This window comes from Alkaliphilus transvaalensis ATCC 700919 (assembly GCF_000621485.1).
GTDB classification, from domain to species: Bacteria; Bacillota; Clostridia; order Peptostreptococcales; family Natronincolaceae; genus Alkaliphilus; species Alkaliphilus transvaalensis.
Genome location: NZ_JHYF01000019.1, coordinates 1 through 20,991, shown reverse-complemented (window position 1 = coordinate 20,991; position 20,991 = coordinate 1). Strand labels below are relative to the sequence as shown.

17 protein-coding genes, 1 tRNA gene, 1 rRNA gene, 1 other RNA gene and 1 other annotated feature are annotated in these 20,991 nt (G+C 33.2%); of the genes, 1 reads left to right on the top strand and 19 read right to left on the bottom strand.

The genetic code is table 11. From position 1 onward, the window contains the following. Positions 1 to 437: 437 nt before the first annotated feature. The 12 genes from T335_RS0113890 to serS all read right to left on the bottom strand — a co-directional run bounded on the left by T335_RS0113890 (position 438) and on the right by serS (position 10,189). Positions 438 to 629 (bottom strand): DUF951 domain-containing protein, encoded by a 192-nt coding sequence (locus T335_RS0113890; protein WP_026478082.1) that lies wholly within the window; start codon positions 627 to 629, stop codon positions 438 to 440. A gap of 327 nt (positions 630 to 956) precedes the next feature. Then, complete coding sequence (locus T335_RS0113885; protein ID WP_051569327.1) at positions 957 to 1,823, bottom strand: mechanosensitive ion channel family protein; 867 nt, start codon at positions 1,821 to 1,823, stop codon at positions 957 to 959. Positions 1,824 to 1,834: 11 nt separating this feature from the next. After that, a complete protein-coding gene (locus tag T335_RS0113880) occupies positions 1,835 to 2,101 on the bottom strand; it encodes a DUF3343 domain-containing protein (RefSeq protein WP_026478080.1) in 267 nt (88 codons plus the stop codon). Between the two features lie 21 nt (positions 2,102 to 2,122). After that, a complete protein-coding gene (gene yedF, locus T335_RS0113875; protein WP_026478079.1) occupies positions 2,123 to 2,725 on the bottom strand; it encodes a sulfurtransferase-like selenium metabolism protein YedF in 603 nt (200 codons plus the stop codon). Between the two features lie 287 nt (positions 2,726 to 3,012). Further along, positions 3,013 to 3,277, bottom strand: an RNA gene (gene ffs, locus T335_RS22040) — signal recognition particle sRNA large type. Positions 3,278 to 3,296: 19 nt separating this feature from the next. Further along, a tRNA-Ser gene (locus T335_RS0113870) sits at positions 3,297 to 3,385 on the bottom strand. A gap of 6 nt (positions 3,386 to 3,391) precedes the next feature. Continuing rightward, the gene (gene tadA / locus T335_RS0113865; protein ID WP_026478078.1) at positions 3,392 to 3,844 is read right to left on the bottom strand and encodes a tRNA adenosine(34) deaminase TadA; all 453 of its coding nucleotides are present in this window, start codon (positions 3,842 to 3,844) and stop codon (positions 3,392 to 3,394) included. A 135-nt stretch (positions 3,845 to 3,979) separates the two neighbouring features. Continuing rightward, positions 3,980 to 5,500, bottom strand: a complete 1,521-nt coding sequence (locus T335_RS20815; protein ID WP_051569326.1) for a M1 family metallopeptidase — start codon at positions 5,498 to 5,500, stop codon at positions 3,980 to 3,982. 520 nt (positions 5,501 to 6,020) lie between these two features. Further along, positions 6,021 to 6,770 (bottom strand): phosphonate ABC transporter ATP-binding protein, encoded by a 750-nt coding sequence (gene phnC / locus T335_RS0113850; protein ID WP_026478077.1) that lies wholly within the window; start codon positions 6,768 to 6,770, stop codon positions 6,021 to 6,023. A gap of 1 nt (position 6,771) precedes the next feature. Continuing rightward, a complete protein-coding gene (gene phnE, locus T335_RS0113845) occupies positions 6,772 to 7,575 on the bottom strand; it encodes a phosphonate ABC transporter, permease protein PhnE (protein ID WP_051569325.1) in 804 nt (267 codons plus the stop codon). Positions 7,576 to 7,581: 6 nt separating this feature from the next. Continuing rightward, on the bottom strand, positions 7,582 to 8,490 hold the full coding sequence (gene phnD, locus T335_RS0113840; RefSeq protein ID WP_026478075.1) for a phosphate/phosphite/phosphonate ABC transporter substrate-binding protein: 909 nt from the start codon (positions 8,488 to 8,490) through the stop codon (positions 7,582 to 7,584). Between the two features lie 427 nt (positions 8,491 to 8,917). Beyond that, entirely contained in the window at positions 8,918 to 10,189 is a 1,272-nt protein-coding gene (gene serS / locus T335_RS0113835) for a serine--tRNA ligase (protein ID WP_026478074.1), read from the bottom strand. Positions 10,190 to 10,244: 55 nt separating this feature from the next. Then, positions 10,245 to 10,456, bottom strand: a binding site (T-box leader). A gap of 168 nt (positions 10,457 to 10,624) precedes the next feature. Between serS and T335_RS0113830 the strand changes: the two genes are divergently transcribed. Further along, on the top strand, positions 10,625 to 10,822 hold the full coding sequence (locus T335_RS0113830; protein ID WP_026478073.1) for a hypothetical protein: 198 nt from the start codon (positions 10,625 to 10,627) through the stop codon (positions 10,820 to 10,822). Between the two features lie 298 nt (positions 10,823 to 11,120). On the opposite strand, the gene T335_RS0113825 is transcribed toward T335_RS0113830, so the two are convergent. The 7 genes from T335_RS0113825 to rrf form a co-directional block, all read right to left on the bottom strand. Beyond that, on the bottom strand, positions 11,121 to 13,889 hold the full coding sequence (locus T335_RS0113825; RefSeq protein WP_026478072.1) for a UPF0182 family membrane protein: 2,769 nt from the start codon (positions 13,887 to 13,889) through the stop codon (positions 11,121 to 11,123). A gap of 649 nt (positions 13,890 to 14,538) precedes the next feature. Then, positions 14,539 to 15,579, bottom strand: coding sequence for a PTS transporter subunit IIC (locus T335_RS0113815; protein ID WP_026478071.1), 1,041 nt, complete (start codon positions 15,577 to 15,579; stop codon positions 14,539 to 14,541). Between the two features lie 112 nt (positions 15,580 to 15,691). Next, a complete protein-coding gene (locus tag T335_RS0113810; RefSeq protein WP_026478070.1) occupies positions 15,692 to 16,210 on the bottom strand; it encodes a transcription repressor NadR in 519 nt (172 codons plus the stop codon). 263 nt (positions 16,211 to 16,473) lie between these two features. Continuing rightward, positions 16,474 to 17,307, bottom strand: coding sequence for a carboxylating nicotinate-nucleotide diphosphorylase (gene nadC / locus T335_RS0113805; RefSeq protein ID WP_026478069.1), 834 nt, complete (start codon positions 17,305 to 17,307; stop codon positions 16,474 to 16,476). Between the two features lies 1 nt (position 17,308). Next, on the bottom strand, positions 17,309 to 19,000 hold the full coding sequence (gene nadB / locus T335_RS20810; protein ID WP_051569324.1) for an L-aspartate oxidase: 1,692 nt from the start codon (positions 18,998 to 19,000) through the stop codon (positions 17,309 to 17,311). A 10-nt stretch (positions 19,001 to 19,010) separates the two neighbouring features. Beyond that, positions 19,011 to 19,922 carry a quinolinate synthase NadA gene (gene nadA / locus T335_RS0113795; RefSeq protein ID WP_026478068.1) on the bottom strand — a complete coding sequence of 304 codons (912 nt, stop codon included), beginning with the start codon at positions 19,920 to 19,922 and terminating at the stop codon, positions 19,011 to 19,013. A 945-nt stretch (positions 19,923 to 20,867) separates the two neighbouring features. Beyond that, a 5S ribosomal RNA gene (rrf, locus tag T335_RS0113790) occupies positions 20,868 to 20,984 on the bottom strand. Positions 20,985 to 20,991: the final 7 nt, after the last annotated feature.

The following is a 20,991-nucleotide window of genomic DNA, read 5'->3' as shown; positions in this document are numbered from 1 at the left end:
TTTTATACCAATTTTTTAAGAGTTTATGTCCCTTTATATATAAAAATTTATTAAGAGTTTATGTCCTCTACCTATCATTGTTTTGAGTTTTTAGTTGTATATAGCATACCCAAACATTAAGAAATCAAAAACTAAATTGTAAAATGCAATATATTTATATACTACAATTATAGGAATTTTCCTGCTTAGGATAAGTGACAAAGATAAGTAGCGTTTTTCCTATTCATCATAAAAAATATAATTTTTCTTTATTTCTTTATTTATCATGTATAACCTTCTAAATTTGTGGTAAAGATACTAATAAGATAGCCCCCACAATATAACATTTATTCATCCCAATCTCCCCCTTACAAAATAAAAGAGAGTAGCCTAAGCCCTCTCTTTTATTTTATTTTTTGATTAAAAACCTACTATAAACCTACATATAAGCAAATCAATTATTCTTCTTTTGAAGTAATTTTTTTAATTCTTCTTTCTAACTCTGGCCGTTCGATCCATACTTGTTTTTCACATTTGAGGCATTTGATTCTAAAGTCCGCTCCTGTTCTTAGAATCTCAAAATGATGATTACCACATGGATGTTGTTTTTTAAGTTCTACCTGATCTCCAACTTCTAGTTTCATCGGCATTAAGTTCCCCACCTTTCCTTAGATTTCTTATGTATTTATTTTAATCTATTTTATAGTTGAGAAAATTGCATATTTAATCTTGAATTTATATTAATGCAAAAAGAAAACTTTATAATTTCCTCAATTAAGTAACAATAGTCTTTAAAGTAAAGTTCAAAGTTCAAAGTTTAAAAAACCCCTTTTTTCAGGGGTATTTTTAGAATTATATTAATTTTTGTGTATTATTTAAATTTTGTGTATTATATTATTTGTTACTATTTATAAACTATCCTTCATTTTCAATATTTACGTCAATTGTAAATTCCTTATTCTTATAGATAGGTTATATTATGGATTTTTATTAATTACAACTCTTCTTGGGTAAGGAATTTCTATTCCCTTTTCATCAAAGGCCTCTTTAAAGGTCTTTCTCATAAGACGTTCAACAGCCCATTGCTCCATAGGTACTGTTTTAGCCATAACAGATATAACTACCTCTGATGCAGCTAAATTACTTACACCCAAAACCGTAGGCCCTTCTAAAATACGTTCATCTGTTTCACGTAGTATGTCAGAGGCTTCATTAAGTACTTTAATTGCATTGTCTATATCCTCTTCATAGGCAATTGAGATCTCAATTAAAGCCCTCATTTTGCCATTACTTCGATTTATAACCTTTTTTATTTCACCGTTAGGAACAATATATAAATCTCCATTAAATCCCCTAATTTTAGTCACCCTTAGGGCCATTTCTTCAACGATTCCACTAACACCATCAATTTCTACATAATTACCTACTCCAAATTGATCTTCAAATAAGATGAAGAAGCCTGTAATGATATCTCTAACAAGATTTTGTGCTCCAAAACCAAAGGCTAATCCCCCAATACCTGCAGCAGTAATTAAAGCTGTTACATCAGTACCAAAAGACTTCATAATCGTGGTAAAGGCAATAAAGTAGATGGTATACTTTACAATACTTTTTAATAGCCCCTTCATGGTTTCTAATCGAGGGATATCAACTTTTATTTTTAAATTCTTTTGACTATCAAAAAAACGATTAATTAAAGAGTGAAGTATTCGAATGCTTGCTTTAGCAACAACAAGAATTATAATAATATTAATTGCTTTTGCCATTAATGCTGTTAACTGTTCAGGATCCGTAATAAACTCCATCGTTTCCATAAATTTAATTTTAATTGTATCTAAAATCATCATCTACCTCCTTATAAAACCGGTTTAAAGCCTCTACCCTCTTCCTTCTTATACATTTGAAAAATACCTTTTATACCAATTTTACCTTCTCTAATTTCTTGTTTTATATCATCTAATCCCTCAGGGTTAAATTTAATGGATAAGCCACAACTGGCAGTTATTTCCCTAGGTGTTGGTATAATTTCAATAGGATAGGCCTTTTCCTTTAGTCGACTTTCCGCCGCTATAGCAAAGTGGGTAGACTCAAATACAATGACACAAAACCCTTTATTCTCCATTTACTGAAATACATCTCCAATCTATAGTTTAATAGTATTTTGCGCTCTATTCATTTTCTCCACAATTGTATACATATTACTGACTCCCCCTACTGCAAGTTTGTCCTTAAGCTTATAGTAGTCTAGACAGGTTCCACACGATAGCACCTCTACTCCGTTTGCTTCTAAGGTCCGTAGATGTTCTAATGAATCAGACCCTTCAACTGGAAGCTTTACTCCATTATTAATAAATATGATGGCTTTAGGATAAGGTTGAACTTCTGTTAGAGCATATATAAACCCCTTCATTAAAGTTCTACCTAACTCTGGGGCACCTTCTCCGAATAAATCATTAGTAATCACAATAACTAGGTCTTTTTTAGGACTATCATCACATTGTATATCCATCATTTCTGCCCCAGCAATACTATGATCTTTGTAGATATCAATATAGTAATTCCCTTTATTTTCTTTTACTTCCGTTTTTAAGGATAAACTGTTGGCAAGTTTTGAAACGTTTTCTTTAGCTACTTCATTGTCAACAATAGCCGTTATTATTCCATTATCGATAGATTCTAAAGCTTTTTTTGTATGAATAACAGGAAGCGGACAGTTCATTCCCCTTGCATCGATTTCTTTTCTCATAGGATAACCTCCAATAGTTAAAATCATAACACTAGTATATCAATTCAAAAGCCACTCTTCAATGTATTGTACCCTTAAATCTATTCTTAATATCAATAATTTTAGCAGATAGGATAGATAATCTCTATTCATCTCGCTGTCATTAGCATTTTACATGTTCTATGTTTTATCTTACTTATTCTACCGTACTTATTCTAGCTTATTTCTATCTGCTAAAAATTTATTCTACCTATTAAAAAAACATGAGTTTTCCTCATGTTTTGTCATTATTAATATATTATGTAATGCTGTGCACCTCACTTTGGCAGGTTGCCATAGGCGATACCTAAGCAGTTAACTCAAGTCAGGCAGCCCCACGGCACACGAAAGGGGTTACTTACCGTTGCTTCCTTCCGGACCTGGCGGGGTTCGTAAGCTTCCATTGCGTGGGACCCAACTCTCATCATCACTTACTTAAGCCGGCCCTACATACAACAAGCCTAAATGAGGAATTCAACCCTACTATAGCGGATTGTAGGTTACAGGGCACCGCTACCTCCCCATCTAGCACAGCAAACTATAAACTTTTTAATGGCGGAGAGAGCGGGACTCGAACCCGCGGGACCTTGCGGTCTTACACGCTTTCCAGGCGTGCCCCTTAGCCAACTCGGACACCTCTCCTTAGTTTTATTTCTTTTTTCTTAGTTCTCGGAAGAAATTTTTCATCAACAAAGATGCTTCTTCCTCTAATACACCTGTTATAATCTCTGTTTGATGATTAAACCTTTCATCATTGAGTAGATTTACAAGGGACCCACAAGCACCAGCCTTGTAGTCCATTGCCCCTATGACTAAACGGTCTATTCTACTTTGAAGAATAGCACCCGCACACATTGGACAGGGTTCTATAGTAACATATATAGTGGAGTTTGTCAACCTCCACCCACCTAAATTCTCACAAGCCTTTTGAATTGCTAAAACCTCGGCATGGGCAGTTGCATTTTTATCTCTTTCCCTTAGATTGTAGGCCTTAGACACTACTTCCCCATTACGGACAATAACTGCCCCAATAGGAACCTCACCTATTTTATAGGCTTTTTCAGCCTCTTCTAGCGCCAGCCGCATATAGTATTCATCCATAGGGCTTTTCTCCTCCAAGGTATAATAAACTAGCTCTTTGTAATTGCTACAAGAAATAGTTTAACATATCTCCAGCTAAAAATCAATTTACTTTATCTAGCAGACTTTCTATATTATTACCTGAAAATTTTATTTTTATAAACCCAACAACCAACTTTTAAAAAAGATTTGTTTGTCAACCCCCAATACACGTTCACAAACTTCAATGAAGTCCTCGGTGGTGGTTACTTTAAATTGATTTTCTATATAGTAGGTAGTTAAAATCTTATAAAGGGCTTCCTTTCCATAATCCTTTTCTAGATTGTAAAGCATTCTAGCCCCTTGACTGTAGACTAAATTACCATAGTCAAACCAGCCATCAAACTCTGCTAATGACTTTAGTATTCTTTGGTCTTTGACTAGATCCTTTATAACTTCATAACTTGATTCATTTCGACTAATATGATGGTTTAATCCCTTTGCATCATCATAGACTTCTCGATAATAGATTACTTCGGAATAGGTTGCCAAACTTTCATCTAGCCACGCTTCGTTAATTTGATCGTTTCCTATTACCCCATACCACCATTGATGGGCTGTTTCATGGACTATAATCAATTCTAGTGACTCTAGGTTATTTTTATTATAATACTGTTTGCCAATGAAGACCAATCCAGGATATTCCATACCACTAGGGAAGTTAGTTTCCACTACAGAATATTGACCATAGGGGTAGGAACCAAACACGCTGTTGAAGGTTTCTAGGGAATTGATAGTGTATTCCTTCGCTTTCTTTCTTACTGTAGCATCCTTTGTTAAAAAGTACATTTTAACAACTGTATCCTCCACCATTACTTCTTCTAACTGAAATGAGCTACTACTACCCCAAGCAAAATCTCTCATTAATTTTGCTTCAATTTCCCATATACCTTTATTGTCAATTATGGTGTGACTTAAAATGTTTCCCGAAGACGCTACAATCATATCTTCTGGAAGTGTTATTGTAACCCTATAATTAGAAACTTCACTATAAAAAGGGTCTCCCACAGAATAGTAGGGCTCTAAATTCCATCCCTTGTGGTCGAAAACTGCAGCTACAGGATACCAGTTTCCTAAATTATAAACGCCATCCCATACCCCAAACCGCTCCCTTAAGTTAGGGATTTGAACGGTATATATCATATCGATTGTCATACGATCACCAATCTCTAAAGGAACTTCAAGAGGAATTTTTAATATCGTCTCTCCGATTCCTAAAATCTCATAGGATACGCTTTGATCTTCTATTAAAATAGAGTTAAAATCTAAAAATCCCCCGACATAATTATTAGAATCAACACTATTGTTGAATAGCATTGGTGCAGTATTAGGGGTTTTAAAAGCATTTGGATATAAATTAAAGTAAACTTCATTTAATACCTGTTGGGTGTTGTTTATGTAGTCAACTTGTTGTGCACAAAATAATTGATCCTTTTCTGTATCTACCTCTACTTTAATATCATAATTGTGTACGTCTTCTATACTTACATCAATCTTCTCAGCATCTATTAACAATGTATCCTGTCTTAAATTACCTATAGGGCTAACCTCAGTGATCCTTTGTTCTCCTATTCTACATCCAGTGGCTAATATTATTACAATTATTAATATTGAACTATATAATCTTATCCTTTTCATCATGCTCTCCCTTCTTCTCTACCTCTACCTCTACCTCTACCTCTACCTCTACCTCTACCTCTACCTCTACCTCTACCTCTACCTCTACCAATTATTTTCCTAGCTTTATCTAACTTTATCTAGCTTTCTTTATTTATTTTCTTTTATTTATTTCCTTTTATTGTTTATTGTTTTATTGTTTTATTGTTTTATTATTTTTTGATTTTATCTTACCTATATGCTACGCCTATACCTTAAGTCTTATGTCATTTTTATTAAATGATCTATTGAACTGATCTATTGAACTACTTCCTTTTAGTATGTTCATAAGTTATCTATTTTAACGAAAAAGAAAATAAATAACAAAGTCTTCCTTCGAAACTCATTACGTAAAGTTCTCTTATTTTAATAATAATTAAAGTCGAACTTTCCTATTCGTTATAAAAAAACCACCTAAATCTGTAATTTAAGCAGTTTTAAAGATTAAGATATTTTATTTAAGCGTATATAATTCATAGTTATTGTGGTATTATGCAATTTGCTAAATATTAGTCCCTTTATATATTTGAGTAATTTCCTTTTCTCCTAATTTTTCTGGGGGGCCATCGAAAACAACACTACCTTGGTTAATTCCTATAACTCTTTTAGCATATAACTTAGCTAATTCTACTGAATGAAGGTTAATGATCATTGTAATTTGATCCCTCAAATTAATTTCTTTTAAAAGTGACATTACTTCTTGAGCAGTTACAGGATCAAGACTTGAAACAGGTTCGTCACCTAATATCATCTTAGGCTGTTGTATCAGTGCTCTAGCTATCCCTACCCGTTGCTGTTGTCCGCCACTTAAAGTTTTAATATGTCTTTTGGCATAATGAGTAAGTCCAACTTTTTCTAAAGCTTCCTCTGCCAATAGGAGATCTTTTTTAGGAAATTTTTTAAAGATGATTTGGCTTAGAGACAAGTTACCAAACCGACCTACTAACACATTAGTTAATACGTTCATTCTGGGAATAAGATTGTTTTGTTGAAAGATCATGCCAATATTTCGCCGGTAGATTCTTAAATGTTCTCCTTTAAGTTTTGTAATTTCCCTATTCTCAAAGATTACCTCCCCTGAAGTAGGGTTGATAAGCTTATTAATACAACGAATTAAAGTAGACTTTCCTGATCCGCTTAAGCCTAAAACTGCAATAAATTCTCCTTCTTCCACTTTCAAATTTATGTTATTTAAGGCAAAGGCTTCATTTTTATCATATTGTTTACTCAACTCTCTTAGTTGTAATTGCATATTATATCACCCTTCTTCGAATCCTTCCACCGATATAATCAATGATCATAACCATAGCCATAATCACTAAACAGTCTACTACCACTTTGTCATACTGAAACATTCTAAAATGGATGCTCAAAAGCTGACCTACTCCACCCGCTCCTACTAAACCTAGTACCAACGAAGCCCTCACGCTTACCTCTAGCCTATAGAAGGCATTTGAAAGGATATGGGGAATGACCTGAGGCAAGATGCCATATAAAATAACAATATTTCTTTTAGCACCTGTAGCTGTAACTGCCTCTTGGGGCCCTACTTCAGCAGACTCAATTATTTCTGAAAATAGCTTACCCATTACCCCAATATTATGAATGGTTAGAGCCAGTACCCCTGCCAATGGACCTAAACTTACTGTAGGCACAAAAATAAGGGCGAAGACGATTTCTGGCACAGATCTTAAAAAACTGAGAAAGCCTCTTAATAGACCGCTTATACTCCAATGGGGAGAAGTATTCTTTGCCGATAAAAAACTTAAGGGTACTGCAAGAATTAGAGCTAGTGCTGTTCCCATTATGGCAATTTGTATTGTGATCACTGACTGGTTAATAGCAGTTGGCAAAACACTCCAATCTGGGTTTAAAAAACTCTTCTTAACAAAATTAATTGTATTCCCAAAATCCCTAAATAGCAGAGGGTTAAAGTTCGTTCCATTTGCACTCCATATAAATAGTAGAAGAAGGGCTATCCAAAGATAGACCCTTTTTTGATTTTCGTTTATTTTAAATTGAAGACTTTTGCTTTTTTGACCTACTACTTTATTCATTTTAATCTACAACCTTCCATCTGCCTTTGCTGCTTGTCTTACAGGCTCATAATCTTTATCTTCAGCTGTAATAAAGCCACTGGCACCAAATACATCTAATATTTCTTGGTCTGTAACAGATAAAAACGCTTCTTGCAATGCCACCTTTAGCTCTTCAGATGTTCCTTTTTTCACTGCCCAAGGGTATTGAAATAAAGGTTCTGATTCCCAAATTATTTTAAATTTACTTCCATCAACTACACCATTACGCTTCATTACTTCAAATATAGCACTATCTACTGCCCCTACATCAACTTTCTTTTCTTGTACAGCCAATGCAGCGGCATCATGTCCACCTGTATAAAAAATTTCTTTAAAGTCTGTGTCTAATTGGTCTCTAAAAATTTCCTTTTCCTTCAATGCTAAAGTCGGGATTAATGAGCCCGAAGTTGAATTAACATCTCCAAATGCAAATTGGAGGTCTCCTACGTTTTCTACTACATCTTCTAGGCTATTAATTGTTGAGTCTACATGGGTGATCATATAAGAGTAATAGTAGGGAGCCCCATCAACTAATAATGTTAAGATAGCTTCTGCACCACCACGATCATTGGCGATCACATAGGTAAGGGGCCCAAAGTACGCCATATCTACTTGTCCGTAATTCATAGCTTCTACAACCCCATTATAGTCGGGATACACTTCTATGATGACTTCCGTCCCCAATTCATTAGAAACATGCTGGGCTAACTTATCCATTGCCCCCTTCATATCCCCTTGATTTTGTGTAGGAATTGCACCTATGATAATCTTTTCTGGTACAATGGATTCATCTAAATTATGATCTACTTCTAGAGGGTTATCCTCAGTTTTAGAGCAGGCTGCTAAAGTAAATATTAATAAAAATATTATTGCTAGAGATAAAACTTTTTTCAATGTAAATCCTCCTCGTTAATCTTTTGTCATTTTCAATATACTTGTATTTTATCTAATGATTACCCCAACTTCAATGAATAATTCCTTTGTATTATAACTCTTAATATTAGATGAGAAATCTATTTAAATATTTTATATAACAAATGATAACTTAGAACTTTTCATTTCTATTCAAATGCTGATTTGTATTAGCTCAAAATAAAATCTTCCTTGCTTTAAGATCGAAGTCTTCCTTCGGAAGATTTATAGGATGACTTTAGGTGAAAAAACTAAGCGACTTACACAATTTAATCCATTAAATTGGTTATCTGCTTATCTTGTAACTCATTACGTAAAGTTCTCTTATTTTAATAATAATTAAAGTCAAACTTTCCTATTCGTTACAAAAAATAAAATCGGCTAGTTGCCGATTTTACAATTCCTCTTACTATTTAATTAAATCTGTTCCCATTAAACCCTTTAAAGCCGTTGGAACTGTTATACTCCCATCTTCATTCTGGAAATTTTCTAATATAGCTGCTAATGTTCTACCTACTGCTAGCCCAGAGCCATTTAAGGTATGAACAAATTCCACCTTCCCTTTTTGTTCTGGACGGTAACGAATATTTGCTCTTCTTGCTTGGAAATCTTCAAAATTACTACAAGAAGATATCTCAACATACTTGTTATAGCTTGGCATCCAAACCTCTATATCATACTTAAAGGCAGCTGTAAAACCTAAATCACCTGTGCATATTTTTACAACTCTATAGGGTAGCTCTAAAAGTTGTAATACCTTCTCTGCATGACTAACTAACTTTTCTAGTTCTTGATAAGACTCCTCTGGTTTAACAAACTTTACTAATTCTACTTTGTTAAATTGATGCTGTCTTATTAACCCTCTAGTATCTCTACCTGCTGATCCTGCCTCTGATCTGAAACATGGCGTATACGCTACATAATTGGTTGGTAGATTAGTTTCTTCTAATATCTCATCCCTATGGATATTTGTAACAGGAACTTCTGCTGTTGGTATTAAGAAGTAATCTTTCTGAGGAATTTTGAAGGCATCTTCTTCAAATTTTGGTAACTGACCTGTCCCCGTCATACTGTCTCTATTTACCATAAAGGGTGGCATAATTTCAGTATACCCATGCTCGATTGTGTGGAGATCTAACATAAAGTTTATTAATGTTCTTTCTAACTTTGCTCCAAACCCTTTATAGGTTGTAAATCTTGATCCAGTTACCTTTGAAGCCCTTTCAAAGTCAAGAATACCTAAATTAACACCTAGATCCCAATGGGGCTTTAACTCAAAATTAAAGATTCTTGGTTCTCCCCACTTTCTAATTTCTACATTATCATCATCTGTATCACCTATTGGTACTTGCGGATTAGGTACATTTGGGATTCTAAGCATTAGGTCGTATATTTTTTCTTCTACTCCCTTAACGTCTCCGTCTAATTCTTTAATTTTCCCTGAAAGTTCTTTCATGCGCTCCATAATTTCAGTAACGTCTTTACCTTCTTTTTTAAGCTTTGGAATTTCTTTAGATACAGTGTTTTGCTCATTTTTCATTTGTTCAACTTCTTGTAATAGTCTTTTTCTTTCATCATCTAATGCGATTACTTCATCTAAACTAAAGTCCTTTTCACCTCTTATGGCCATTGATGCTTTTATTTCTTCTAAGTTAGCTCTTATTCTTCTAATATCTAACATTTTTTACCCTCCTTATCCTCTTTAATTTACAAAAATAAAAAAACTCCTGTCCCGTAAAAGGGACGGAGTTATATCCGCGTTGCCACCCTAGTTGATTAACAAATCGTTAATCCTCTCTGAGCACGATAACGGGTGCTAACCGAATTTTCCTACTAAGCTTCAGTCATTAGTTCCAAGACGGATTCAATAGTTGACTTTATCGGTTTACACCTACCACCGACTCTCTATAAAAGCTACCTATTTACTACTTCTCTTCATCACTTTTTTATTTATTTAAACTGTATTTTAACATAAATATTTTTAATATTCAAGCATAAAATTATTTTTTCTTTATTATTATATATTATGCGCAAATATATGTCCTTTTATTTTGTAAAGGTATAAAATTTGGAGGCTGGTCAATAATTAAAATAACGAAAAAAAGGGGGTTTTTTTATGAAGGAAGTAGATATTATTGCTCAGCTTAGTAATTTAAAGGATACCGATTATCGTAATACTTTAGCTATTGCTACAATGATTGAGCTATTAATTGAAAAAAATATTATTACCCGTCAAGAATTTGCTCGTAAATCCTATTACTTAGACAATTTAACTTTAGAAGAATTGAAGAATAATAAATCAAACTCTGTTTAACATACTCATTTCACAATGGGTGTCCCAGCTTTTATATTTGCATAAATTGTTTATAAATTAGTAGCTATAGGATTATGAATTTCCTCACCGATAAGAGTTAAGAAATAAAAATAAAGAAAACCAAAACCTATCGGAAGTTAATCCAATAGGTTTTGGTGCTTTTCATTATCAACCAAATACATTTTATTAATTAAGGGGAAGAACTTTAAGGGAGATTTTTATATATAATATAATTTAATATTAAATAAAACTTTTCCCTAGGTAGATCCTTCACTTTTTAATTAATAAAACTTCTTATCTAATCTTCTATTTTCTGACTTTCATTATTGAGCCTATTTAATAGTCTTTCTAGTTCTTCTAAATACCTACCATAACCAGCCCAATCTCCCCTTTGGGAAGCTTCCTTTGCCTTGCTGTAGGTATCTGTTGTCTGCTGTATCAGTTCTTTTAATGGCTGTATTATTTCAATAATGTCTTCATCTTCATTTTCATCTAACTCGGGAATTTGCTCTTCTCCTATTGATTTTCCTTCTCCAAATATTCTAACCAAGGCTAAATCTAAGGTATCCTCCATCACAATTTGATCTTTATATGCAACAATCACCTTTTTAACTTCTGGTATGGTGTTTCCTGTGGATGCAGCAATATATAAGGGTTCAACATAAAGTAATGAGTTTTCAACTGGTATAACCAATAGGTTACCTCTTATAACCTCAGAACCACCTTCACCCCATAGGGATAGATTTTGAGAAATAGTGGTATCGGAATCTATCCTAGCCTCTATTTGTGCTGGTCCTGCTATGTTTTGTCCCTTTGGTAATCTATAAACCACTAGTTCTCCATAATGTTCCCCATCATTTCTAGCCATGAATAAAGCTGTCATATTAGGCAGATTTCTAGGAGTATAGGGTACAGATAATACATATTCTACCTCTTCTTCCCCTGGTAGTTTCATCATCATATATTGAGACTCTACCTGTTGCTGTCTATTATGATACTTTTCCTCTGCTAAATACCAAACATCTTCTTGATTATAAAATACATTTGGATTAGTCATATGATAAATTGCAAAAACCTCAGATTGCAAGTCGAATAAGTCTTGAGGGTATCTTAAATGCTTAATTAACCCTTCTGGCATTTCTTCTAATGATTTAAAAAGCTGGGGAAATATCTTGTTATAGGTATTTATAACTGGGTCTGTGTCATCTGAAACATAATAATCCACTTCACCATTATAAGCATCAATTACTATCTTGACAGAGTTTCGAATATAATTGACCCCATCCCTTCTAAAGGGTGTTGCATAGGGATAACTATTTGAAGTTGTATACCCATCGATGATCCAGAATAACTTCCCATCATTAATAACTATATAAGGATCTTCATCATACTCAATAAAGGGTGCTATCTTTTCTACTCTTTCTAGGATATTTCGATGTAAAATGATTCTACTTTCAGATGTAACGCTTCCTGATAAAAATAACTTAGTTGTTCCCTGTTTATAGCTGTGCAAAAGCCTATTAAGACCACCTAAAGAGATTCCTGCTGTTCCTTCATACATGGTTTCAGCATTATCCACATCTAAGGGATAATCAAATTCCATTTCTTTAGTATTCACTATTATGTATTGATTGGTTAGTTCTCCAAAATATATTTCTGGACGGGTAATTTCAATATCTATATTACTAACTGGTGGGATATCCCTTATTGCTAAATGGGGCTGTCCATCTCTAGTCACTTTGTTGACTGGTGACAATGTTAATCCATAACCATGGGTATACTTTAAGTGTTGATTAATCCAATTTTTAGCATTACTATCTAATTGCTCTATATCTAATTCTCTTGCTGCCAAGAAAACCTGTGTGTATTCTCCATTTATATAGTAGCGATCTATATCTACATCATTAAAAAGATAGTAAAACCTTGTAGCCTGGGTTTGATTATAGGCCTGTAGGGTTGGTCGATAGTCATTAATACGGATATTGTTGATTACTTCTCTATTTTCATTAATATCTTCTATCGTTAAAGAACCACTAACATTCAGTTCCTTTGTAGTTACCGTATCTAATCCGTAGGCCATACGGGTATAGGTGATATTGTTTTCGATATAGGGTAATTGTCTCGCCCTTTGGTTAGGTACAACTATAAAGTTTTCAACCGATGCTCCTACTAAATTACCTATAATACTAATGGCAATGAGTAAAACTGGGGCTAATACAGCCACCTTAACTTTTTTTCTGTTATAGGCATATATTATACTGCCTATTGCTAATATAGAAATAATCAGTTGTATCCTCAATACTTTAAGGGAAACTGCAATATCTGTGTAGCTTGCTCCAAAGAGTACCCCTCGATCTGCCCCTCTATAATAGAGGATATTATAGGCACTTAGATAGTAGTTTACTGCTAGAACTAAAAAGAACACCGCTCCTACCATTGTCAATTGCTTTAGTGCCATTTTTATAACATTATTTATTAATTCATTTTTAAATACAAACCTACCTTCAACCTCATATAATGTAGGTCTTCTGAGGGTAAACATTAATATATAAAAAATAAAGGTTGTAATAATTACTAGAAATAGTAGCCCCATGATTAAAGCTAATATTTCTCTGAATAAAGGTAAGTTAAACAGATAAAAAGAGATATCCTTATTAAAGATAGGGTCAACTACATTAAAGGCTTCTCCATTACGAAAGATTAGGATGTCAAACCAAAGTCTACTGGCAGTTGTAATGGCCACAATAAAACCTAGTGTAAGGGCTGGAAGTAAAATAATCTTATTTAGACTTTTTTCTGAAATCCCCATATGATAGGATTCTACTTTATTATAGTAGCTTTTCTTAAGGGATTGGAAGTACCCATACAATAATAGGCTCCCTATAACAAATAATGGAATACCTATTTGAGCCTGAGTAACTAGTTTTTTTAAAAACACATCTTCATACCCCAGTTCACTAAACCATTGGTAATCAACTATAAAATTGACTAGTTGATCAAAAAAAACTACAATACCTAAAAATAATGTTATTCCTACTCCAACTAAAACTTTATTTTTTCTCTTCACTTTTGTCCCTCCTATTTAAAAATTTAAACTATACAAAGCATACTTGATCATTACTATTTTGCTATTAAAAAAAGACTATGTTCTGAGGCCCGAATACAAGATAGAAAAATATCCTTTGCATCCCCATCTCTAGTAGCATTAAACCCAAACACTTTAAAACATAAAAAAACTTTCCATCATTTATAAAATGACTTTTGGTAAAGAAACTAAAGCACTAACACAATTTGATCAAATTTAATTGTAAATAAATATGATCTGCTTATTTTGAAACTTATCTAGGTATAGTACTTTTTACTCAGTTTCAAAGTAGCACTTTTCTATTCAATAGAACAAAGTCTTCCTTCGGAAGATTTATAGGATGACTTTAGGTGAAGAAACTAAGCGACTTACACAATTTAATCTATTAAATTGGTTATCTGCTTATGTTGAAAATCATTACGTAAAGTTCTCTTATATTAAAATAATTAAAGAAGAACTTTACTTTCGTTACAAGACCTTTTTTGGAAAGATTGACTGGTAGTATTGTGTTGAAATACATTACAGTAAATTATAACGACTGTAACCTTTAAAAAACCATAATTTCCTATGTATTAGAAAAAAACTCCTAATAGTATTTATATATTATACTATTAGGAGCCTAACATTACAATTATTGACTTAACTTCATATCCCCTAACTTAATCCAACCTCTTCTTCTCATCAATTCAGAGATAATTAAGGTTAAAGCCGCCGGTAATAAGAAGTGTAGCAGTAGTATTTTGACGAAAACAATGGAGGCTGATTCTCCATTTATCGTTACCATTTGAGTATATGTTCCAACTTGACCAACTAATCCACTGGTCCCCATTCCTGCGCCAACACTGTTACTTTCCATCATCAATACCCTTGTGGCAATTGGACCTAAAACTCCACTGGCTAAAGTTGGAGGAATCCAAATAAAGGGGTTTTTAATGATATTCGGTACCTGTAGCATACTTGTTCCTAGTCCCTGGGCGATTAAGCCCCCAAAACCATTTTCCTTATAGCTGGCAACCGCAAAACCCACCATTTGGGTAGCACATCCCACAACAGCTGCACCTGCCGCTAATCCACTTAAACCTAAGGAAATAGCTAATGCAGCACTACTAATAGGTAATGTTAAAATCATCCCCATAATCACTGATACTAAAATACCCATAGGGATTGGGTGTTGTTGGGTTGCATGATTAATCACTTGTCCTAATCCTCCCATTAAAGCAGTAACCACTGGCCCGATATAGAATCCAGCTAAACCTCCAACTATAATGGTAAAGGCAGGTATTAAAACAATGTCTACCTTTGTTTTTCCTGCTATTAATTTTCCTATCTCTGCACCTACTAAAGCTGCAACAAATGCTCCTACTGGTTCTCCTATTCTAATTATAAGACCTGCTTCTCCGGGAATAATTGCATTAGCGCCTAAAGCTCCCGTTACAATTGAGGCAAATATTGCTAGGGAAGGTGCACCTATTGCATAGGCCACCCCTGCACCTATTGCAGGCCCCATTAACACTCTGGCAACGTCACCAATAGTAATTAAAAATTGAATATGAAAGGACTCTCCTATTTGCTTTAGTATTGTACCAATAATTAATGATGCAAATAATCCTAATGCCATACCATTTAAAGCTTTAGTTAAATACTCCTTCACTGAAAGTCTATCTTTATTCATTTTAATCTGACACCCCTTATTATATTTTATTAGTTTGTTCGACAGTATGATAAATGATATATAATTGCTTTTACAGCTGTCTTGTCACCTACTAATAAAATATAACATATGATTAGTCTTCAATCAAGTACCCCTTTTCAAGAAGGGCTTTTCTAATTTTTTTAAAACTATCTTCGTTAGGTACCTCTAAAGTGTGTATATGAATCCCCTCTGTTAAGGATGCCAATGGTTCTGCCTTCTCTGACTGTATTTTAATCATAAAATCCTCTAGTTCTTTTTTATAGCTAATATCTAACATGCTCCTTATTTCTCCGTATAAAGGATGTTCTACAATTACATCTATTACTTTCGCGCCGTAATCTATCATGATCTGAAGCTCTTCTTCCATTTCTGTATAAGTATGATGTTTAGCTACAATTGTTTTTATTATTTTGTTTTTATCATTCTGAAGCATAACATACCCTTGCGGAGTTGCCATGACCTCTATACCCTGTGCTCTAATTAAGGCAATGTCTTGAACGATAACTTGTCGGGAGACCTTAAAGGTACTAGCCAATTCTGTGCCCTTAATTGGTCTGTTTTTTTCTTGTAATAATTTAACGATGCCTTTTCTTCTTTCTTCAGCATTCATATAATCACCCTCTTCTTTTCAATTACTATCATTTTAACATAATACATATGGGGTTTTTCATATTATTTTACTTTTATTACAAGTGTATCCCTCTAGTAATTATTTAAAAGTCTAAACTGTCTAATCTGTGAGGAAATTGATAATATCCTCAATACAAAGCTATATTTGAAGTTATAATTTAATTATAATTGATTTATATTTGAAGTTAAGTTTATTTTATATTTGAAATTTATTTTGAAATAATACTACTGTTTTTGAGTTATTTACTCAATATTTAAGCTTATATCCATAGCTTTAACTGAATGGGTTAAGGCTCCTACAGAAATAATATCTATCCCTATTTTAGCAATTTCAATTAGTTTGTCTTCAGTTATATTCCCCGAAGCTTCTAAAATCGCCTGTCTCTGATTTATCAAAACAGCCTCTTTCATTTGGTCTAAATCCATATTATCTAATAAAATAATGTCTGCTTTGTTCGTCAATGCTTCCTTAAGCTGTTCTATTGATTCAACTTCTATTTCTATCTTCATGGTATGGGGGATTTTTTTTCTACATGCTTTTATGGCCTTCTCTATACCTCCAACAGCTTTTATATGATTTTCTTTAATTAAAATTGAATCCGAGAGATTATATCTATGATTAAAACACCCTCCTATCTTTACAGCGTACTTCTCTAACCCTCTTAAACCTGGTGTGGTTTTACGTGTATCAGTAATTTTTACAGGATAATCTTTAACTAACTTTGAATATGTTCTAGACTTAGTGGCAATTCCAGACATTCGTTGTAATAGATTTAATGCCACCCGTTCACCCATAATTATGTTTTTCATGCTACCCTTAACAAAAGCAATGGGCTGTTCCACTACTACTTGATCACCATCAGCTACTAAAGCCTGAAAACTAATGTTTTCATCTAATATCTTAAAAACTGTTTCCGAAACCATCAGTCCTGCAATTATGCCTTCCTCTTTTGCTGTAATAACTGCCTTTCCTCTTAGATCATTATTTATCAAACAGTCTGTAGTTATATCTCCATAGTTCATGTCTTCTATAAGGGCATTTTCAACAATTTTATTTATGATTAACTTATTTAACATATTAATTTCCCCCTATTTTATCAGTAATATAATGGGCCCCTATACTTGACTTTCGGTTATAGGCGGCATTAATTATTTCATAGGCTACTGTTGCCATATTTAACAGTTGGTAATACTGTTTAGATACATATTGCATCTCTTCTAATTCTATCTTAATGTCACTAACAATCTTTAACGCCTTTATTAACCCAGATTTATTTCTTATTACACCAACATATCGATTCATTGTTGTTTTAAGTATTTCTTCTAAGGATTTTAACCTTTGAATCATATTTAAAAGGTTTATATCGACGTCTTTATTAAATTTAATGGGCTTATTTTCATTAATAGGTTTATCTTCATTAATAGGTCTATTTTCATTATTAAATTTATTATAATCAACAACACAGTAATCTATTTCAGCTTTTCTACGCAGAAAAAAGTCTTCATTTTCCCGAGGTTCACAACTATATCCACTAAAATTAGTAGCTAAATTTTTGTTTAGATCTAAAGCAACACGACTTCCAAATACAATCCCTTCTAAAAGAGAATTACTTGCCAATCGATTAGATCCATGTACACCAGTGTATCCGCATTCTCCACAGGCATATAAGCCATCAATGGTTGTTCTACCCTTCAGATCTGTTGATATTCCTCCCATGATATAATGCTCTGCTGGTGCTACTGGGATCCAGTCCTTTGTGATATCTAAACCTAACGCTAGACACCTATTATAAATCATAGGAAACCTCTTTTTAATATACTTGTCATCCTTATGGGTTATATCTAAATATACACAAGGGTGATCTGTGTTATTAATTTCATTAACAATAGCTTGGGCAACAATATCTCTAGGGGCTAGGTCCTTCATTTCATGGTACTTATCCATGAAGGCTTCTCCTAACTTATTTCTTAGTATACCTCCTTCTCCCCTAACTGCTTCTGATATTAAAAAACACTGTTCTATCCTATCTTGATGGTAGAAAGCAGTGGGATGAAATTGTATAAACTCCATATCTTTAAGCATTGCTCCTGCCCTGTAGGCTATCGCTATGCCATCTCCGTTACTTCCAGTCTCATTTGTTGTATATTGATAGAGACCTCCAATTCCACCTGTTGCTATAACCATTGCTTTGCTTTTATATACTTCTAAATTATTTTCTTGATTAATAGCAATTACACCATCTACCCTCTGGTTATGAGTTATGATGTCCTTAATAAATAAATTTTCCAAAACCTTTATATTACTTCTTCTTCTGACTTCATCTACTAATGTGTTGATAATATGTCGACCGGTTTCATCCTTTACATGTAATACATTTCTCTGATTATGACCGCCCTCTCTAGTATAAATAAGATTTCCTTTCTCATCAGTATCAAAGCTGACCCCATAATCCATCAACTTTTTAATGACTTTACAGGACTCTTTAGTTAAAATTCTAACAGCTTCTACATTGTTATGATTCGTGCCTGCCTTAAGGGTGTCCTCAAAATGAGTCTTAATATCTCTAGAAGTAGCAATCCCCCCTTGGGCTAAACTGCTATTATTCTTTTTTATAGAGTCCTTTGTAACTAAGAGCACCTGCCAGTTTGAATCAATATTTAAAGCTGTAAACAGCCCAGATATCCCAGTACCAATTACAATTACATCAAATTTTTCTTCCACTTTGGCTTTCTTATCAGTAATAGTTGATGAGAACGCTTGACTCCACATACCTATCCTCCTAGCTAATTTCTAGCATTTTATTTAGGGCATTTAAAGCCTTTAGTCTAGTACTTTCATTTACTGTAATCTCATATTTTTCTTCTGCTAATGCATTATATATATCCACTAGTCTAGTTTTCTTCATGTTATTACATATAAGGCCTGTAGAAAGTAGGTAAAATCTCTTATATGGACTATCTTTCTGTAGCTTATGAAGTACACCCATTTCTGTGCCAATGATAAAAACCTTACTGGGAGACTCTTTTGCATAACTTATAATTTGAGAAGTACTACCTATAAAATCCGCTTTCTCAACAACATCTGGAGAACATTCAGGATGTACTAATACTTCAGCATCTGGATACTCACTTCTAATATGATCTACCTCTCTTCCTTGTACTCGATGATGGGTTATACAAAATCCCTTATAGGAAATAATCTCTTTTTCTGGAACTTGCTTAGATACATAATGCCCTAAATTTTTATCTGGTACAAAAAGTATTTTGTCTGCCTCTATACTTTTAATAATTTTTACAGCATTAGATGACGTGCAGCATATATCACTTTCGGCTTTAACTTCCGCCGAGGAATTTACATAACAGACAACAACAGCATCTTTGTGTTCTTCTTTAAAGTCTTTTAATTTCTCTGTATCTATCATATCGGCCATTGGACATCCTGCATCATGGGCAGGCAAAAGTACTTTTTTGTTAGGAGATAGAATCTTGGCGGTCTCTGCCATAAAGTTAACACCACTCAAAACAATAATATCTGCATCTGTTTCAGCTGCTTTTTTACTTAATTTCAATGAATCACCTACTAAATCAGCAATTTCTTGTATTTCTGGGATTTGATAATTATGAGCTAGTATAATTGCGTTTTTTTCTTTCTTTAATCTTTGTATTTCTTTAATCATCTCAATTTCTCTCATATTACACCTCCATCTTAATTTATTGTGTTATTACATGTGTCTTGTCACCTGTAATGAATGATATCACAATTACCTTTCTTCCGCAAGTCGATATTTTGTTTTATGTTCATTCTACCTTTAAGAGCATCAGTCCTTAATAGATCTTATACTAGCTGTATACACCATGTTCTTACAACATTATCTTAATTTTTTATTTCTCATTCTACTATTTTTTTATCTACCAGTTATCCAGTTATGATATTTCTTAATTTATAATACTAATATACATTTAAAAAATTATTTTAAATTTATATTGTATTAAGTTGAAAATTTCTAATTGTTGTAACAAAGGGACTGATATGTAAACCAAAATTTCAGCCCCTTTGCTTTACACGTTAAGGTACAACTTAGTTTTCATATTTGCATTAATATTAAATAAGGAAGTTGTAAATTAATATTAAATTTATGTTTATGGTATTATTCAATTTTCTCGAATATTTGGATGTAAAATTTATAATTATGCTATTCTGCAAATTCTTTATATAAATTAAAATTAGCTGATTTTTATGTTTTGATTGTTAATACTTTTTTTAAAATCTATTTTTTTATCCACATCTTAACATACTTATCCCCTTAAAATTTCATTAAATCAATTTGATGGTGACGGGGCGTAACCTCTTCAAATTGGAAAGCTCTGCATTATTTTAAAAGAATTATGGGCTTCTTGAAATTTGGTCAACCATAAAAAAACTACCTATTTTTACAATAGGTAGTTGATCTTTAAGGCTTGTTACTCATTTATTTCTATTTTATTTATTTTGTTTAATTTATTTTGTTTAATTTATTTTGTTTTATTTAATTCTATTTTTTATCACTTTATTTAGCGTCCTATTCATATACGATGTCAATATATCAGGAATCTCTTGTGTAGATAATTTCTTATATAGATGTTCAAAAAATAAAAAAATACCGCGACGTCCTACTCTCCCAGGAGGCTGCCCTCCAAGTACCATCAGCGCTGAAGAGCTTAACTTCTGTGTTCGGGATGGGAACAGGTGTGACCTCTTCGCTATTGTCACGGCATTTTAAG

Excerpts from the sequence above, each read along its gene's own strand:
- T335_RS0113890 (WP_026478082.1), bottom strand. The coding sequence starts at position 629 with ATGCCGATGAAACTAGAAGTTGGAGATCAGGTAGAACTTAAAAAACAA.
- T335_RS0113885 (WP_051569327.1), bottom strand. The coding sequence starts at position 1,823 with ATGATTTTAGATACAATTAAAATTAAATTTATGGAAACGATGGAGTTT.
- T335_RS0113880 (WP_026478080.1), bottom strand. The coding sequence starts at position 2,101 with ATGGAGAATAAAGGGTTTTGTGTCATTGTATTTGAGTCTACCCACTTT.
- yedF (WP_026478079.1), bottom strand. The coding sequence starts at position 2,725 with ATGAGAAAAGAAATCGATGCAAGGGGAATGAACTGTCCGCTTCCTGTT.
- tadA (WP_026478078.1), bottom strand. The coding sequence starts at position 3,844 with ATGGATGAATACTATATGCGGCTGGCGCTAGAAGAGGCTGAAAAAGCC.
- T335_RS20815 (WP_051569326.1), bottom strand. The coding sequence starts at position 5,500 with ATGAAAAGGATAAGATTATATAGTTCAATATTAATAATTGTAATAATA.
- phnC (WP_026478077.1), bottom strand. The coding sequence starts at position 6,770 with ATGCAATTACAACTAAGAGAGTTGAGTAAACAATATGATAAAAATGAA.
- phnE (WP_051569325.1), bottom strand. The coding sequence starts at position 7,575 with ATGAATAAAGTAGTAGGTCAAAAAAGCAAAAGTCTTCAATTTAAAATA.
- serS (WP_026478074.1), bottom strand. The coding sequence starts at position 10,189 with ATGTTAGATATTAGAAGAATAAGAGCTAACTTAGAAGAAATAAAAGCA.
- T335_RS0113830 (WP_026478073.1), top strand. The coding sequence starts at position 10,625 with ATGAAGGAAGTAGATATTATTGCTCAGCTTAGTAATTTAAAGGATACC.
- T335_RS0113815 (WP_026478071.1), bottom strand. The coding sequence starts at position 15,579 with ATGAATAAAGATAGACTTTCAGTGAAGGAGTATTTAACTAAAGCTTTA.
- T335_RS0113810 (WP_026478070.1), bottom strand. The coding sequence starts at position 16,210 with ATGAATGCTGAAGAAAGAAGAAAAGGCATCGTTAAATTATTACAAGAA.
- nadC (WP_026478069.1), bottom strand. The coding sequence starts at position 17,307 with ATGTTAAATAAGTTAATCATAAATAAAATTGTTGAAAATGCCCTTATA.
- nadB (WP_051569324.1), bottom strand. The coding sequence starts at position 19,000 with ATGTGGAGTCAAGCGTTCTCATCAACTATTACTGATAAGAAAGCCAAA.
- nadA (WP_026478068.1), bottom strand. The coding sequence starts at position 19,922 with ATGAGAGAAATTGAGATGATTAAAGAAATACAAAGATTAAAGAAAGAA.